Consider the following 16,875-nt stretch of genomic DNA (forward strand, 5'->3'; position numbering starts at 1 on the left):
TTCCTTATGTTATACGTTTATGGAAAACTTATTCACAAGCCTATTTACCTGTGCATATGATAATTACAAGAAAAGGAGAAAAAAGGAGGTCTTTTTGTGTTTAAAAAAGGTAAATACCGACTTCCTCTTTGGTTACGAAGAGTTCGTGATGTTGGCTATCAATTTCTAATTCCTTTAACAGTTTTTCAGCTATTTCGAACAATTTTATTTCCTACAACGATTGATGTTGTGTTATTAGCAATCCTTGTTTTCATGTATTTATCCTATGTAATAGGGTTATTTTAAGCTCGTTCATTACAATTCTATCATTTGAGGGAGTTATTCGATCAACTTAAAGACTTATTCTATCAATTGAGCAGGTTATTCAATCAACTGCTTACGTTATTCTATCATTTCATAAAAAAAGCAGCCAGCCTTATGAAGGTGAAGTGACCCCTAAAAGTTAGACACGGTTATTTTGTCAGGCAGCTTGCTCAAAATGAGTTCGGTATTGTACCGGACTCATTTTTAATTTTGCCTTCATCCGTTTCGTATTATAGTATTTCATATACTTTTCCAGTTCTTGCATAAAATGCTCTATACTTTCAAATTCCTTATAATAAAGGAATTCTGATTTCATAATCCCAAAGAAATTTTCCATCACCGAATTATCGTAACAGTTTCCTTTACGAGACATACTTTGAATGATTCCTCTTTCTTGGAGGGCATGACAATACTGTTTCATCTGATAATGCCAACCTTGGTCTGAATGCATTAGTAGTTCATGCTCTTCTGGTAACCTCTCTAGAGCTTTCTCTAACATCTTTGAAACAAGTGAATATGTTGGTCTTGAGCCGATTGTATACGTAATAATTTCTCCATTAAATAAATCTAATACAGGTGATAAATAGAGTTTCTCACCAAATAATTTAAACTCTGTAATATCCGTTACCCACTTCTGATTTGGGGCATCCGCTGTAAATTGGCGATCTAAATGATTCGGCGCGATTTTTCCTACAGTACCTTTGTAAGATTTATATTTTTTCATGCGTACCAGACATTTTAGACCAAGCTCTTTCATGATACGTTGAACCTTTTTGTGATTCACTTTTTGCCCACGAATTGTTAGCTCATCACGAATACGACGGTAACCGTAACGACCTTCATGTTCTTCATAAATGGCCTTAATTTCAGCTTTTAAATCACTGTCTGAATCTGGACGTTTCATTCTCTTCACTAAATCATAGTATGTACTACGTGGAATATCAGCGAGCTTCACGAGTGCCTTCACCGGGTATTTATGCCTTAATTCATAGACTACTTGTGCTTTGTCTTGTTTGGTGATTTTTTTTGAACTAAGGCATTCAACTTTTTTAAATACTCATTTTCCATTTCTAATTGTCTTATACGCGCTTCATATGCCTCGACTGATCCTTTGGCTGGTGCCTCTTTTGGTTGGTTAGTAGATTTATTTTTCATGGATAGACGTCCCTTTTGTTTCGGTTCAAGGGCTTCTACACCACCAACCTCCATCTTTTTCTGCCAATCATACACCATTGTATAACTAGAGAGTTTAAAAAGGGCTGCGGTATCCATTAATGACGCACCAGTTTGAACCATGTAGTTTAGTACATCTAGTTTAAATCCAACAGAACAGTTTGTATAGGTGTTTTTAAGTCCTTCTTCTCCATGTAATTCATATAACTTCAACCAATATTGGAATTGTGCTCTTGTAACACCTAGCTGCTTTGCATATTCTTTTTGAGAAGTTATTTTCGAGTTATAGCCTTCAATGATCATTAATTTCGTATCACTTGTAAATTTAGTCATAAATAAAACTGCACCCCAATCGTTAGTTGTGTCTAACAATTGGGGTGCAGTTCAAGGTTGACTGCTTTTATCATTTAATAATGTCTGGTGAATAAAGTGTTGTACCCTAGTCATCGTAATAATACGTTTTTCTAATAATTGAACGTATTGTAATTCTGTTATACTTCCATCTCTATTTTTATAAAGGTCCAAGCAATGAAAGATTAGTTCCGGATAGATTAAATAGCTTGCAAACAATTTCTTCTCTTCTTCTTCTAAAAGCAAGAATTGCTGATACGTATCCAACCATTCTGCTCCCTGATCCTCATTCCAAAGCGTGTATTGAAACGATTTTCGAAAGGATATCGCTAAATCTCGTGCAGGTGTATCAAGTTCTGCCTTTTCAAAATTAAATAAATATCCGTACCCATTCGGATGATAGAAAATATGAGAGCGATCTAGTTTGCTATGGCAAAGGACTGCACGGTAACTCTGCTTTTCTAAACACTGATCATGCCACTCTTTAAGATATTTTGTAGCTGTAGTCGCCATCATATCTAGTCGACTATAATGTGTGAGAAACGTGAGTTCAAAAGGAGACATATAGGTTTTTCGTTCTGCCTCTTCAGCAAAATATTCCATATCAAGCCTGCGCTTCTCCCATCTACTAATTAGATCCTGTGCTGATGTTTCAATCGTTTCTTTTGAAAACTCTTGATGTTTTACCGTTAACCCGTGAAGCTTCCCCAATTGTTTAAAGAGGATTTTTTCTTTTTTCTCTTCAGGAATTTGCGGGTCCTCTGTAAACCAAGGCTGCAAATAATAGGTTTTATTCCCTTTTGTAACTGTTAAATCACCATATTTCGTCGCAACAAGTGGGACTACTTGTTTATAGTTAAGTTTTTGTAATCTACTCATACAATGGCAAAACCAGTTTGCTTGATCTTGAGTCATTCTCGTTTCTTTTAGGGCAAATGTTCCCCGAGAAGATACAATTTTCTTTACTTTACCAAACTGTTCAATTTTCTCAGGATATAAGTCATATTGGAAAAGAATATGCCCGATAGAGTTCTGGGGTGCGTTATTTGTAATCATTTAGCCACCGCCTTTTCTCTTTCTTTCTCAATCCAACCACTTAACAATATCACGAGCTTTCTTGTCGTTTCCCAATCCTTAAAATAATCATCCATGATTTTAGCCGTTTCAGAATTTTTTTCCGATAATCTAATTACCGTTTGATCTAACTCATATGGTGTTAATAGCTCAGTAATCAGGAGTAAACCTTGTTCCTCTTTTAGTGAAAAGTAGTGATCAATATTGTCTAGTAATGCGATCGTAGAGTCTTCTCCGTTGTTACTAAACCAATCTTCTAAAAACTTCCGAACAGGTTCATAGCCTTGAACAGGTTGATCAGCGCCGCATACCCAAAACAGATGGAAAAACACTTCTCTTGCATTCTCTAGATTTGAAAATGGCGTTAGGATAGGGAGTTTGTTTTGTTGAATACGTTTCTTTAATTGTTGTGCTTTTCTTGAGCGATTATTTGCCTCAAAATAACTACGCTCTAATACAAGCTTTACCATCGGGTCGATATCGTCGAGTTGATCTATCATTTGTTTTACTGATTTTAGGGAAGGCTCTTGCCTTTTTCTAAATCGTTGACATTCGTCACTTTGATGAAGCCCATAGGCTAATGAATGACCAATAAGCCTTCCCCAGTCTTTTTCTTTCCCAAGGGTTGGGTACTCTCCATCAATTTCATCATGAATCGTTGCCCAGCCTTTGTCACAAATGAAAAATGGCTCGCCATCTTTTGTACGGATCATTCTATCTAGCAATATCCCTGACTGCTTACTGATCTCGTCACGCCATTTCACATGCCATTGGAGCAGTTGTTTATCCTTCCAGAACCGAATCCGTTTTTTTCCACTCTCACTTTGGAAAATTTCATCCGTCTTCACCCATTGCAAATCTGATAGCCCGTACTCTATCTTCACTCGACGTAACATATCCATGTTCCTGCACCCTATCCATCGCTTTATTGTGTTACAGGAATATACAAGATTTGTCCCTCTGTAACATTTGAGTCATTTAACCGATTAACACGAATTAATGTACTTTGTGTTATTTCATATCTTGCAGCAATCGTTTCTAACGTTTCGTTTTCCCTAATGATACAAATTTTTAACTTCTTAAACTGCTCACCTTCACCCTTAGTAAGCATTTTTGTTAAATATAACGCATTTTCTTCTCGTGGTGTTTTTGCTTCGACTACTTGCGTTTCTTCATGTTCCGATGCTTCCGTATCTTTTCTTACCTCTGACTGTTTCTGTTGTTTTACTTCTTGTCTTCTAGTGGTAGAGAAGCTCTTTGATAAACTAAAGCCTTCACTTTTTGCTACTGGTTCTCCACTAGCATTTGACTCTGTACTATCTTTAGGACGATCCTTGATTACACCGAAAGCAATAGCTGGCATCTTCACTTCTTTTACTTCAACAGCTGCTGCAGGTACTTCTTCTACGGTTTCAACTTCTTCCACTACTTCTTCTGAAACTGACTCTAGCGCAGCTTCTTCAGCACGCTCCCTTTCAGTTTCAACTTCTTGATCAGTTAGTTCTACTCCGTCACTAGAACGTACTTCCTGAGCAGCCTCATTTGCTTCAAGCACAATTTCTGCTTCTTCCACTTGCTCTAAAACAACTTCCTGCTCTTCCTCTACTCGTTCAACTTCCACTGTTTCCTCTGCCTCTCCAGAAGGAAACGCTACAACAGTTTCAACCTCTTCAGCTTGTTCTTGATTGTAAGCCTCAAAATGGAAGGTTCGCTCTTCTTCTTCCGAACTATTAAGCTCTTCAACAGCATCCCGTTTAGTAGTACCAGATGCCATACCAGTAATTGAGATATCTGCAGTCAATTGAATGCAGCCACGTTCTGGTAAGTCGTAGTCAAATGAGTCGACAATAACAAAAATATCATCTAAACTTCGAATACGCTCTTGTGGAATCGTTACATCAATCGGAAAATGGTGCCTAATCTCTCCTGTTCCATCCTCATTTAATGTCACTTCCTCAATAGAACGAAATGCTACTTGCGATGCAAGTGACTCTGTTTCTTCAGAAGAAGTTGCGTTATTATTTGATCGATATTCACCTGTTAGTTTCAAACCACCGCGAATTAATACGTATTCCCCTTGTTCTTGTACAGTAATTTCTGGATCTAATGATAATGATATGATTTCGTCTACTTCCTGCCCTTTATTCAGCCACACTGATTCTTCAATGGAAAATGATAGCTTTGATGAATGATCTTGTGTCAACTACCTCTCCTCCTCGATTTATTATTTGAATTACTTCCGCAACTGAAGGAACACGTCCCGTTTAACGGACTTATACCAATACGTTAAAGATGTATGACAAGACTTGGGAAAATATGATTCTTTTAAGGAAAATTCCACATTAATTGTAAATAAAAAAGGTCCAACACTATATCTTAGTGCTAGACCCTCAAGAATATTACTATATTAACTTCGCAAACGCCTTTTCGGCAGCTGCAATTGTTTTTTCGATATCCTCATCCGTATGTTTCGTTGAAAGGAACATTCCTTCAAACTGAGATGGAGGTAATGATACACCTTCTTCTAACATATAACGGAAATACGTTGCAAAGCGATCTAGGTCAGATGTTTTTGCTGTTTCGTAGTTAATGACTTCTTGATCTGTGAAGAAAAACCCAACCATTGAACCTGCTAGGCTCGTTCTGTGTGGAATGCCATACTTCGTTGCAGCTTCCGATAAACCTTCAGCAAGCTTTTTCCCTAATCGATCAAATTCAGCATAATGATCTGGAGTTAGTTGAGATAATGTTTCATAACCAGCAGTCATCGCCAATGGATTACCAGATAATGTACCCGCTTGATAAATTGGTCCACTTGGTGCGATCATTTCCATGATCTCACGTTTACCACCATAAGCACCAACAGGAAGACCACCACCAATTACTTTGCCTAAACACGTAAGGTCAGGGGTAATTCCAAATACGCCTTGAGCACAATTGTAGCCAACACGGAATCCAGTCATTACTTCATCAAAAATTAGTAGCGATCCGTTTTTTGTAGTTATTTCACGGATTGCCTCTAAGAAACCAGGTTGTGGTAATACAACTCCCATATTCCCAGCTACAGGTTCTAAGATAACTGCTGCAATATCGTCGCCATATTGTTCAAAAGCGTAGCTTAAGCTTTCTAAATCATTATAAGGTACGGTTAACGTATTCATTGCAACAGCTTCTGGAACTCCTGGGCTATCAGGCAACCCTAATGTCGCTACACCTGACCCCGCTTTAATTAATAGAGAATCCCCATGACCATGGTAGCAACCCTCAAATTTTAAGATCTTATTACGACCAGTGTAGCCACGAGCTAAACGTAAGGCACTCATTGTTGCTTCGGTACCAGAGTTAACCATACGAACTACTTCAACACTTGGAACGCGCTCTATAACCAATACGGCCATTTTTGTTTCTAATTCACTTGGTGCACCAAAACTTGTTCCGAGCTCAGCGGTTTTCTTGATTGCTTCTGTTACCTGATCATCCGCATGTCCCAAAACAAGAGGTCCCCACGAAAGAACATAGTCTATGTACTCATTTCCATCAATATCAAAAATTTTCGAGCCTTTCCCTCGCTCCATAAATACTGGATCCATTTTCACTGATTTAAAGGCACGAACAGGACTGTTTACCCCACCTGGAAGTAATTCTTTAGCTTTTGCAAATGCTGCACTTGATTTTTCAAATGATCTCATTTTAATCCCCCTTCATAATATAGAGTGTAGAGAAAATGGCTCTACACTCTTTGATGAAAATTTAGCTAAGCCATTTGGCCACGTCTTTAGCAAAATAGGTAATGATTAAATCCGCACCAGCGCGCTTCATACTAATTAGCTTTTCCATAACAACAGCTTTTTCATCAATCCAACCGTTCATACTTGCACTTTTAATCATTGAATACTCACCACTTACATTATAAGCAACAACTGGAAAAGAAAAATTGTCTTTTACTTCACGAATGATATCTAGATAAGATAGCGCTGGTTTTACAATTAAAAAGTCAGCACCTTCTAAGACATCACTTTCTGCTTCACGAAGAGCCTCTAAACGATTGGCAGGGTCCATTTGATAGGTTTTACGATCACCAAATGAAGGAGCACTATGAGCGGCGTCTCTAAAAGGGCCATAAAATGCGGAAGCGTATTTAACTGCATACGACATAATTGGTATATGAGCAAATCCAGCTTCATCTAAGCCATGACGAATGGCTGCTACAAATCCGTCCATCATGTTTGAAGGAGCAATGATATCAGCACCCGCTTTTGCTTGTGAAACAGCTGTTTTCGCAAGAAGTTCTAATGTTGGATCATTTAGAACCGTTCCTTCTTCGATCACACCGCAATGCCCATGGTTCGTAAACTGACAAAGACATGTGTCAGCAATTACCACTAATTCCTGATTAAGTTTCTTAATCTTTCTTATTGCTTGTTGAACAATTCCATTTTCACAGTAAGCAGACGTCCCAACCTCATCTTTCTCCTTTGGCACTCCAAAAACAATGACAGAAACAATTCCTAAATCCGTAATCGATTGAATTTCTTCTTCTAACAAATCAAGTGATATCTGAAAAACTCCCGGCATAGAAGCAACTTCGTTCTTTTGGTTTTCACCCTCTACGACAAATAGCGGATAAATTAAATCTTCTTTCTTTAACTGAGTTTCTCTTACCATTGAGCGCAAATTGGCTGTTTGACGTAAGCGTCGATGTCTTTTGAATTCTAACATGATCTTTCCTCCTTTAGAGTTTCCATGATACTAGTAAGCATGCCTTGAATGGTATATTCTTCAGGTTCGATATGAACAGGTAGTCGATGTTTTAGCATAGTTTTTGTTGTAATTGGTCCAATAGAAACAAACATTAATTGTTCTATATACTCTCGCCACTTTGTCCCCTCTAATAAACGAACAAAATAGTCAACTGTTGATGAACTCGTAAACGTTACAATATCTATCTCGTGATTTTTAATGGCTCTATAGAGATGATCTTTCGAGCTTTTCTCAATGACAGTTTCATATACAGTTAGTTCTTGAACAAAAATCTGATTGGCACGTAATCCATCGGATATGACATCTCTAGCTAAGTTGCCACGTGGGATTAATACACGCTCTCCTCGATGAACAACCTTACTTAGACTTTGTAATAAACTCTCTGCTACAAAAGTTTCCGGTAATAAATCAGCTTTAAGGCCATAACTAAGTAGACTTTCTTCTGTTTTTTTTCCAACAACAGCAATTTTACAAGGAATTTTTATATCTCGCCTATAAGCCATGTATTCCTTCATGAAAAAGTCTATCCCATTTTTACTTGTAAAAACAATCCAATTATATGTATGTATTGTATTGATCGCATTGAGAATTGCTGTTTTGTCTGTTATACCAGTTATAGTAATAAGAGGTAACTCAATTGGAACTCCACCATTTTTCTGAATTTGAAATGAGAGAGCAGAAGCTTGCGCCTTTGCCCTCGTTACTAATATTCGTTTCCCTTGAAGAGACATTATATATCTAGGTCTGCCTTCACAGCATCAAGAATTTCTTTTGCACCTTTCTCAAGGAGCTTATTCGCTAATTCTATTCCTAAACTTTGTGGATCTGTCCCAACTAGTGTTTCCTGTAAAATTGTTTTCCCGTCTGGTGAACCAACTAAACCAACAAGAACGATTTCACCATTTGCGTTTAACTCCGCGTAGCCGGCGATTGGCACCTGGCAACCACCCTCAATTTTATGAAGGAATGCACGCTCAGCAGTTACACAGCGCTTTGTTTGCTCATCAGTAAATTTGTTTAAAAGCTCTCTTAATTCTTTATCATCTTCACGACATTCAATCCCTAACGCACCTTGCCCAACTGCTGGTACGCATAATTCAGAAGACAAATATTCTGTAACTACCTCTGAACTCCACCCCATCCGCTCAAGTCCTGCTGCAGCTAAAATAATCGCATCATACTCGCCGTCTTTACATTTTTTCAAACGAGAATCGATGTTCCCACGGATCCACTTAATCTCTAAATCTGGACGTTTAGCTAGAAGTTGTGCAGACCGGCGTAAGCTACTTGTTCCCACAACTGTTCCTGGCTCTAAGTCCATTAAACCTTTACCACTATTTGAAATGAGGGCATCACGAGGATCTACACGCTTTGGTACTGCTCCAATTGTTAAGCCAGGTTGTAAAACTGCAGGCATATCCTTCATACTATGGACAGCCATATCTATCTCATTATTAAGCATTGCTTGCTCAATTTCTTTCACGAATAAACCTTTTCCACCAACTTTAGATAAAGTTACATCTAGAATTTGATCACCTTTAGTCACAATCTTCTCAACTTCAAACTCGAAAGAATCGTCAATTTTCTTTAGTTGATCAATCACCCAATTCGTTTGAGTTAAAGCTAGCTGACTTTTTCTAGAACCAACAATAATTTTACGCATGATAAACCCCCATGAATAATTTTGAATTGTGAATTATGAATTATGAATTAAAGGCTTGAAGGAATTTCTACTTCAATTCAAAATTCACAATTTAACATTCACAATTATCTTTTAGTACCATAAATGAAACTTTGAAAGCGTTCCTGATAAAAAGTAATTAATTAATATAAGAAGGAAGCCGGCAATGTTCAGTAATACTAATGAATACCCCTGAATTTTGTTTACTACTCTTCTATATAAGTAATAGCCATAAACCACTAATACTAAAACTGAAGTAATTACCTTTGCATCAAGCCATGGTATTTGATCTAGAGCAACGGCTGCCCAAATAATCCCCAAGATCACACCCATTAATAATAGCGGGAAGCCAAGCATTGTAAACATAAATGCAAGATGCTCTGATTTAGACAAATCTCCAAAACGGATTAATCGCTTTCCCCACCGCTTCTTTTTCAACATTTGGTGCTGGTAATAATACATTATCGAGAAAATAAAGGCGAAGGTAAACGAACCATATGCCAATAATACAAGTGTTATATGAATAAACAACAACTCAAATGTTAAAAGCTCCTGCAATGTCGCTGGTACATCACCAGTAGGAACAAAAACACTAAAGGTCATGATTGCGAAACCGAAAATATTTGTGAAAAATACAAAGAAATCCACTTTAAAAAACCAATTTATAACTAGTGAAACACTCACGATTATCCACGCATAGAAGAAAAGCCCTTCAAACGATGTCATAATTGGCAAACGGTTGTACTCAACCATTCGTGAAATGAAAAAGATTGTCTGAAGTATCCAGACAATAGAAAGCAACCAGAAGGAGATACGATTTACCTTCTGGTTGTTGTGTAAGAAATCAACAAAATAGCCTATGACACTTAAACAATATAAAACCACAGTGAACATATAGATAAAATTCAACATTGCCGAAAAACTCCTCTCTTAGGAGCGAACTACAGCATCTCTTGGATAAGCTACGACTTCTAGCTTAACTTCTGCTTTCTCCCCTAACTGACTACAGGACTCTTTTTCCTCTGCAGCTTCCGATTCAAGGGCGAAAATTCTTGTAAACAATGCTAAAGACTCTTCTGCATCTGGTTCAGCAGCTAATTCTTTTGCAGCTACAATCGGATCACGTAAAAGCTGGTTCACAATACTCTTCATATGTTTACTTAACACTTTCTTTTCACGGTCTGATAAATTCGGTAATTTTCGCTCAAGACTAGCCATTGTTTCTTCCTGAACGGCAAGGGCTTTTGAACGTAATGAAGAAATAATAGGAACCACTCCTAACGTACTCAACCAGTTTTTGAAATCTGCTATTTCATTATCAATCATAATTTCAATTTTATCAGCTTCACGTTTTCGCTCATCTAGATTAGCTGCTACAATTCCTTCTAAGTCATCAATATCATACAAGTAAACACTTTCTAATTTACTTAATGAAGGGTCAATATCACGTGGAACTGCAATATCTACCATAAACAACGGACGACCTTTACGCTTTTTAAGAATAGATTCGACTATCTCTTTTGTTACTACATAATCTTTTGCCCCAGTAGAACTAATTAAGATATCCGCATCGACTAATGCCTCTGTTAATTCATTTAACGGTCTTGCGTCACCTAAAAGCTTATCAGCTAATTCAACTGCCTTAGTCATCGTTCTATTAATAACAGTTACTTTGCCTACACCATTGGCATGAAGATGTTTACCTGTAAGCTCACTCATCTTACCCGCACCAAAAATAAGGACGTGCTTATTTTTGAAATCACCAAATATTTTTTTTCCTAATTCAACAGCAGCATAACTTACAGAAACAGCATTTTCACCAATTGATGTTTCAGAATGCGCTCGTTTTGCTAAAGTAACGGCCTGCTTAAATAATTGATTGAAAACAGTACCTGTAGCTTGTTGCTCTTGCGCAAATAGAAAACTCTCTTTAATTTGACCAAGAATTTGTGTTTCTCCGACTACCATTGAATTTAATCCACAGGTAACTCGGAATAGATGCTCTATTGCACGATCATTTTCATAAATATCTAAATACTCAACAAAATCATCCATTGGTAGATCAAACCATTGTGATAAAAAATTCTTTATATAATATCTTCCCGTGTGTAATTGATCCACTACTGCATAAATCTCTGTACGATTACAAGTGGAAACGATTACACCCTCTAAGATGCTTTTCGTATTTATAAGCCTAGAAATCGCACTAGTTCGCTCCTCCCCTTGGAACGTAAACTTTTCTCGAATTTCAACCGGCGTTGATTTATAATTTAAACTAGTAACTAGGATGTGCACGTTTTTTCACCCCCAAATGGTTTCTTAACTCCATACTTTTCACGTGCGAAAAAATATATACCTACAACATATTATAACATGTCAACCAACTTGTACAAAAATATGATTGTGAACAGACCGTGAATTCATCATGGGAATTCCTGAAAAAGTAGGTCTAAATTTTACTAGGATAACCTTTTATTGTATCTTTTCGTACTTATCCAACTTTCATTCATCCATTTTAACATGTTTTTAGATTAATTACATTGTAAGAATGTAGAATTATTGCTAATCAGATAAAAGGTTGTCAAATTTAAGGGAATATGGTTTGATTTTAGAAAGAATATACATAATTGAGGAGAGAGAAAATGTGAAGCGACAAGGTATTTTCCCAGGTGTATTACTTATTGGTGTTGGACTTATCTTCTTACTGCAAAATTACAATATCCCATTTATTCAATCAGTTTTTTCATGGCCGTCTATTCTTGTCATAATCGGCTTAGCTTTTTTGTTTCAAGCCTATATTGGAAAAGACTATCATTCTATTTTTACTGGTATTTTACTAGTCGGTTTAGGAATTCACTTTCACGGCTTACATCTATTTTCATTTTGGCCAGATCACTGGGCGATGTTTACATTAATTATTGGTGTTGCTTTCCTTTTTAGGTATAGTAAAACAAAGAAGGATGGGCTTGTCCCGGGAGTGATTTTACTACTTATTTCATTGGTTGCTTTTATGTACAGTGAATTCGTTGATTTATTTGGATCTCTTTATAGCTATATAGAAAACTTCTGGCCAATTGCTTTAATAGTAGGAGGAATTTATTTATTGTTTTTTAGGAAATAATATAGATCATTACTTCCTAGGCTAAATTCGAGGACAGGGATTCCGTTATTCTATAAAAAAACGTAGTTTTTTGCTTTTCAAGGACAAGGGTTCTGTTAATTTTCCTAAAAATAACAGAACCCTTGTCCTTTTTTACAGTAATAACTGATCTTATGACCGCGAAAACTAGAAAAGTAGTAAAACCATAAAAATAGCGAAACCACTGGCCGTGAAATTTACCTGTTGTCATTCCAAAACTTTTCATTTGCATATTCCTCATTTTTTCTACAACTTCTTCTACCAAAGACCTCCTTCTTTCGTAAAAAACAACGATCATCTTCTATAATTCTTCACTCTTCTTACTAGTAATGTAATTATGAGTCGGAAAGTTTTTCCAAATGCTACTAGGGATTTCTCTAATAACCCTCGAAGTAAGAGGCTATGTAATGAAATAGAGGAGGCCTCCCATGAAATATATCTTTCAGTTAGTTATATTAAGTTTTTTAGTTGCTTGTGGAACAGTTGACAGTCAGTTTGGAGAAGCAAGTATTCTTGTAGACAAGATGTTTGACGTTAATACAAATGCTTTAGCCGCTGATAAGACCTTTATTAGTTCTGATGACCTCCTTGAAGTTCCACTACTATACAGTGAAAGTCAGCTTACTTCTATTGATGAAATCATAAAAAGCATAGACAAAGTAAAGGAGATTAAAGACGGTGTATTTCAAGGAGTGCTTGTAGAATTTCTTCCGCATAGTCTAGAACCAAGTATCGAGTTTTACACGTGGTTAAGAAACGATAAAATTGAATTGATTGATATCAATAAATTTAACGATGAGGTTACAACATATGGGTTTGAGATGGGACGCTTTTATTTGGATTTATGGGATAGAGTTGACGATTTTTATGTAAGTTACCATGATCTAGAGTTGACAGAAGAATTTTTAGTTGCTGGAAAACTAGGAAAAATGTATACATCCCCTATCACTATTGGTACAAGCAAAGATCAAGTAATTGCATTGAAAGGGGAGCCTATTGTTAGTGATTGGTACAATGGTGGAATTTTGTATTCTTATAACGATATCGTCTATATCTTTGATGAGAACGAGGTTGTAAAGGCCGTGAACATGCCTGGTAATCGAATTAAATCGATTTTGCAAGAAGTTCCAACGATGTTAGGTCAACCTTCGAGTATTCATTACTCAGAATTAGATAGCATCTTAACTTACTCTTACCAGCTAGGTAATTATGCGTTATCATTTGAAGCAGATCAAGAAACTTCGAGTGTCACAACAATCTGGCTCCATAAAAAATAAGAAGGCGAATTTTCGCCTTCTTATTTTTTATAACTGTTCTGGTTCATTTTTCTTCGAACCAAATAAATATGATTCCATAGTGCTCCAAGCCTTCTCTTTGCCATAACCGGTTTCAGAGGAGAAAACGACAATAGGATCATTAGGATCTTTATTTAATTTCTCTTTGATTACTTTTTCGTGCTTCTGCCATTTCCCTTTAGGGATTTTATCCGCTTTTGTGGCAATAATGATCACTGGTATTTCAAAATGCTTTAACCATTCATACATGGAAATGTCATCTTTTGTTGGTTCATGACGGATATCAATTAGCTGAATAACAGCTTTTAATGTATCACGGTTGGTAATATACGTTTCAATCATTCTTCCCCATGCGTCACGTTCACTTTTTGAAACTTTCGCAAAACCATAACCAGGTACATCAACAAAGTACATCATTTCATTAATGACATAGAAGTTAAGTGTTTGTGTTTTCCCTGGCCTTGATGAAGTTCTCGCTAAGTTCTTTCGGTTAATCATCTTGTTAATGAAAGAAGACTTACCTACATTCGAGCGTCCAGCAAGGGCAACCTCTGGATAGCCTGTTGCTGGATATTGCTCTGGTTTTACTGCACTTATTACTATATCTGATTGTGTAACCTTCATTTCTTCTCTCCTACTAGCGCATGCTTAAGTACTTCATCTAAGTGTGATACTGGTATAAATGTTAAATCATTGCGGACACTCTCTGGAATATCATCTATATCCTTCTCATTATCCTTTGGTAGAATAATAATTTTTAACCCTGCACGGTGTGCACTCATTGATTTTTCCTTTAACCCACCAATTGGTAACACTCGTCCTCTTAGCGTAATTTCACCAGTCATCCCCACTTCTTTACGAACAGCTCGACCAGTGAGGGCGGAAATAAGTGCTGTAGCCATGGTAATCCCAGCAGAAGGACCGTCTTTTGGTGTTGCCCCTTCAGGAACATGGATATGAATGTCATTTGTCTCATGGAAAGTTGGATCAATATGAAGCTCAGCCGAACGTGAGCGGATGTATGAAAATGCCGCTTGAGCAGATTCCTTCATGACATCACCTAGCTTACCAGTTAGGGTTAGTTTACCTTTACCAGGGGCAAGGGAAACTTCAATCGCAAGAGTGTCACCACCTGCAGAAGTGTAGGCTAAACCTGTTGCTGCACCAATTTGATCTACTTCCTCTGCAATGCCGTAACGGAATCTTGGCTTACCTAGCATTTGTTCAATCGTATTGGCAGTAACTACAACACGTTTTTTCTCATTTGATACGATAATCTTAGCAGCTTTCCGACAAAGAGTTGCCATTTGACGCTCTAAATTACGGACTCCAGCTTCTCGTGTATAATAGCGAACGACCTTTAACATTGCATCGTCCTTCACTTGAATTTTCCCTTTATCAAGTCCATGATCCTTCATTTGTTTAGGTAACAGGTAGTCTTTAGCAATATGAAGCTTTTCAACTTCAGTATAACCTGGAATATGAATGATCTCCATTCTATCAAGTAACGGACCTGGTATTGTACCAACATTATTGGCAGTCGTAATAAACATAACCTTTGATAAGTCATAAGGCTCTTCAATAAAATGGTCACTAAACGTATTATTCTGTTCTGGATCCAATACCTCTAATAAAGCAGATGATGGATCGCCTCGGAAGTCGCTAGCCATCTTATCTATTTCATCCAATAAAAATACAGGATTGATAGTTCCAGCTTTTTTCATTCCTTGAATGACTCTTCCAGGCATTGCACCGACATACGTGCGACGATGACCTCTAATCTCCGCTTCATCTCGAACACCACCTAAGGAAATACGGACAAAATTTCGATCTAATGAACGAGAAATCGAACGGGCTAAAGAGGTTTTCCCGACCCCAGGAGGTCCTGCTAAACATAGGATTGGACCTTTTAACTGGTTTGTTAACTGTTGAACAGCTAAATATTCAAGAACACGCTCTTTTACTTTTTCAAGTCCATAATGATCTTCATTTAAAATTGTTTCAGTACGATGAATATCTAATACATCTGTTGTTTCTTTATTCCAAGGAAGAGTGATTAACCACTCTAAATAATTGCGGATTACTGAACTTTCTGCTGATGTTGCTGGCATCTTTTCATAACGTTCAAGCTCTTTATAAGCCTTTTCTTCAATAGATTCAGGCATTTTTGCTTGCTCAATTCGCTCTTTAAAAGAATCAATTTCCCCTTCTTTACCTTCTTTGTCACCAAGTTCTTTTTGGATCGCCTTCATTTGCTCACGTAAATAGTATTCTTTTTGCGTGCGTTCCATAGACTTTTTCACTCGTTGACCAATTTTCTTTTCAAGCCCTAGCACTTCTTTTTCATTGTTAAGGATTTCAATTAATTTACTTAAACGATCTTTTACAGAAATTGTTTCTAATATTTCTTGCTTTTGAACGATCTTTAGAGGAAGATGTGACGCAACAACATCTGCCAAACGTCCAGGTTCTAGGATATCAGCAACTGAAGCTAATGTCTCAGCTGATATTTTCTTTGAAAGCTTTATATATTGATCAAATTGATGTAAAACGTTTCTCATTAAGGCTTGTTCTTCCGCATCACCACTTATTTCATCATCAATAAGGGTCATTTCCACTTCAAAATATTCTTCATTTTCAAGAAAACGTTCTACTTTCGCCCGTTGTAACCCTTCAACTAATACCCGTATCGTACCATTTGGTAATTTCAGCATTTGTTTTACTTTTGCGAGGGTACCAATTGTATAAATTTCATTTTCGGTAGGTTCATCTATGGCAATTTCACGTTGGGTTGCTAAGAAAATGGTATGGTCATTAACCATCACTTGCTCTAGAGCTTGAACAGATTTACTTCTCCCCACGTCTAGATGAAGTACCATTGTTGGATAAACAAGTATTCCGCGTAACGGCAAAAGGGGAATAACTTTTGTTTCTTTCTCCATTATGTATACACCTCCATATAACACCATCTCACTAAGAAGAGATAGTATTTAACTTTTGTCAGCATGTAAAATGCAATTACATCAAATCATTATCTAGTTGCCAGTTATAGTTAATCTTGTACAATTTTATCCTATCGTACCATCTTTGTCTAATAT

15 protein-coding genes are annotated in these 16,875 nt (G+C 36.9%); 3 read left to right on the plus strand and 12 right to left on the minus strand.

Features of this window, described 5'->3' with window-relative positions:
* The first annotated feature begins 96 nt into the window (after positions 1-96).
* Positions 97-285, plus strand: a complete 189-nt coding sequence (locus tag DS745_RS18995; protein WP_129079790.1) for a hypothetical protein — start codon at positions 97-99, stop codon at positions 283-285.
* A 175-nt stretch (positions 286-460) separates the two neighbouring features.
* Here DS745_RS18995 and DS745_RS19000 read toward each other — a convergent pair.
* From DS745_RS19000 to hemA, 10 genes are all read right to left on the minus strand, one after another.
* Positions 461-1,809, minus strand: a protein-coding gene (locus DS745_RS19000; RefSeq protein ID WP_129078797.1) for an IS3 family transposase whose coding sequence is annotated in 2 segments (ribosomal slippage) — positions 461-1,356 and positions 1,356-1,809 — 1,350 coding nt in all. Because the reading frame shifts where the segments join, the coding sequence is not laid out codon by codon here.
* Positions 1,810-1,860: 51 nt separating this feature from the next.
* Positions 1,861-2,883 carry a spore coat protein YsxE gene (gene ysxE, locus DS745_RS19005; RefSeq protein WP_129079791.1) on the minus strand — a complete coding sequence of 341 codons (1,023 nt, stop codon included), beginning with the start codon at positions 2,881-2,883 and terminating at the stop codon, positions 1,861-1,863.
* The gene (locus DS745_RS19010; protein WP_129079792.1) at positions 2,880-3,803 is read right to left on the minus strand and encodes a hypothetical protein; all 924 of its coding nucleotides are present in this window, start codon (positions 3,801-3,803) and stop codon (positions 2,880-2,882) included. Before DS745_RS19010 ends, ysxE begins: the two co-directional genes overlap by 4 nt.
* A 23-nt stretch (positions 3,804-3,826) precedes the next feature.
* On the minus strand, positions 3,827-5,104 hold the full coding sequence (spoVID, locus tag DS745_RS19015; protein ID WP_129079793.1) for a stage VI sporulation protein D: 1,278 nt from the start codon (positions 5,102-5,104) through the stop codon (positions 3,827-3,829).
* Between the two features lie 199 nt (positions 5,105-5,303).
* A complete protein-coding gene (gene hemL / locus DS745_RS19020) occupies positions 5,304-6,590 on the minus strand; it encodes a glutamate-1-semialdehyde 2,1-aminomutase (RefSeq protein ID WP_129079794.1) in 1,287 nt (428 codons plus the stop codon).
* A gap of 61 nt (positions 6,591-6,651) precedes the next feature.
* A complete protein-coding gene (gene hemB / locus DS745_RS19025) occupies positions 6,652-7,620 on the minus strand; it encodes a porphobilinogen synthase (RefSeq protein ID WP_129079795.1) in 969 nt (322 codons plus the stop codon).
* Positions 7,614-8,393, minus strand: a complete 780-nt coding sequence (locus DS745_RS19030; protein ID WP_129079796.1) for a uroporphyrinogen-III synthase — start codon at positions 8,391-8,393, stop codon at positions 7,614-7,616. Before DS745_RS19030 ends, hemB begins: the two co-directional genes overlap by 7 nt.
* Entirely contained in the window at positions 8,393-9,325 is a 933-nt protein-coding gene (hemC, locus tag DS745_RS19035; RefSeq protein ID WP_129079797.1) for a hydroxymethylbilane synthase, read from the minus strand. The genes DS745_RS19030 and hemC overlap by 1 nt, the downstream gene beginning before the upstream one ends.
* A 111-nt stretch (positions 9,326-9,436) precedes the next feature.
* The gene (locus tag DS745_RS19040) at positions 9,437-10,255 is read right to left on the minus strand and encodes a cytochrome C assembly family protein (RefSeq protein ID WP_129079798.1); all 819 of its coding nucleotides are present in this window, start codon (positions 10,253-10,255) and stop codon (positions 9,437-9,439) included.
* A gap of 18 nt (positions 10,256-10,273) precedes the next feature.
* Positions 10,274-11,638 (minus strand): glutamyl-tRNA reductase, encoded by a 1,365-nt coding sequence (gene hemA, locus DS745_RS19045; protein ID WP_129079799.1) that lies wholly within the window; start codon positions 11,636-11,638, stop codon positions 10,274-10,276.
* A 349-nt stretch (positions 11,639-11,987) separates the two neighbouring features.
* On the opposite strand from hemA, the gene DS745_RS19050 reads away from it, so the two are divergent.
* Positions 11,988-12,464: a LiaI-LiaF-like domain-containing protein gene (locus DS745_RS19050; protein ID WP_129079800.1), complete on the plus strand. Its 477-nt coding sequence runs from the start codon at positions 11,988-11,990 to the stop codon at positions 12,462-12,464.
* Positions 12,465-12,910: 446 nt separating this feature from the next.
* Positions 12,911-13,759 (plus strand): DUF4309 domain-containing protein, encoded by an 849-nt coding sequence (locus DS745_RS19055; protein ID WP_129079801.1) that lies wholly within the window; start codon positions 12,911-12,913, stop codon positions 13,757-13,759.
* A 27-nt stretch (positions 13,760-13,786) separates the two neighbouring features.
* Here the strand turns inward: DS745_RS19055 and yihA are convergent, their stop codons facing one another.
* Together yihA and lon are read right to left on the minus strand one after the other, a co-directional pair.
* Positions 13,787-14,401, minus strand: coding sequence for a ribosome biogenesis GTP-binding protein YihA/YsxC (gene yihA, locus DS745_RS19060; RefSeq protein ID WP_129079802.1), 615 nt, complete (start codon positions 14,399-14,401; stop codon positions 13,787-13,789).
* Positions 14,398-16,719: an endopeptidase La gene (lon, locus tag DS745_RS19065; RefSeq protein ID WP_129079803.1), complete on the minus strand. Its 2,322-nt coding sequence runs from the start codon at positions 16,717-16,719 to the stop codon at positions 14,398-14,400. Before lon ends, yihA begins: the two co-directional genes overlap by 4 nt.
* Between the last annotated feature and the right edge of the window lie 156 nt (positions 16,720-16,875).

It is taken from the genome of Anaerobacillus alkaliphilus (assembly GCF_004116265.1).
Classification (GTDB): domain Bacteria; phylum Bacillota; class Bacilli; order Bacillales; family Anaerobacillaceae; genus Anaerobacillus; species Anaerobacillus alkaliphilus.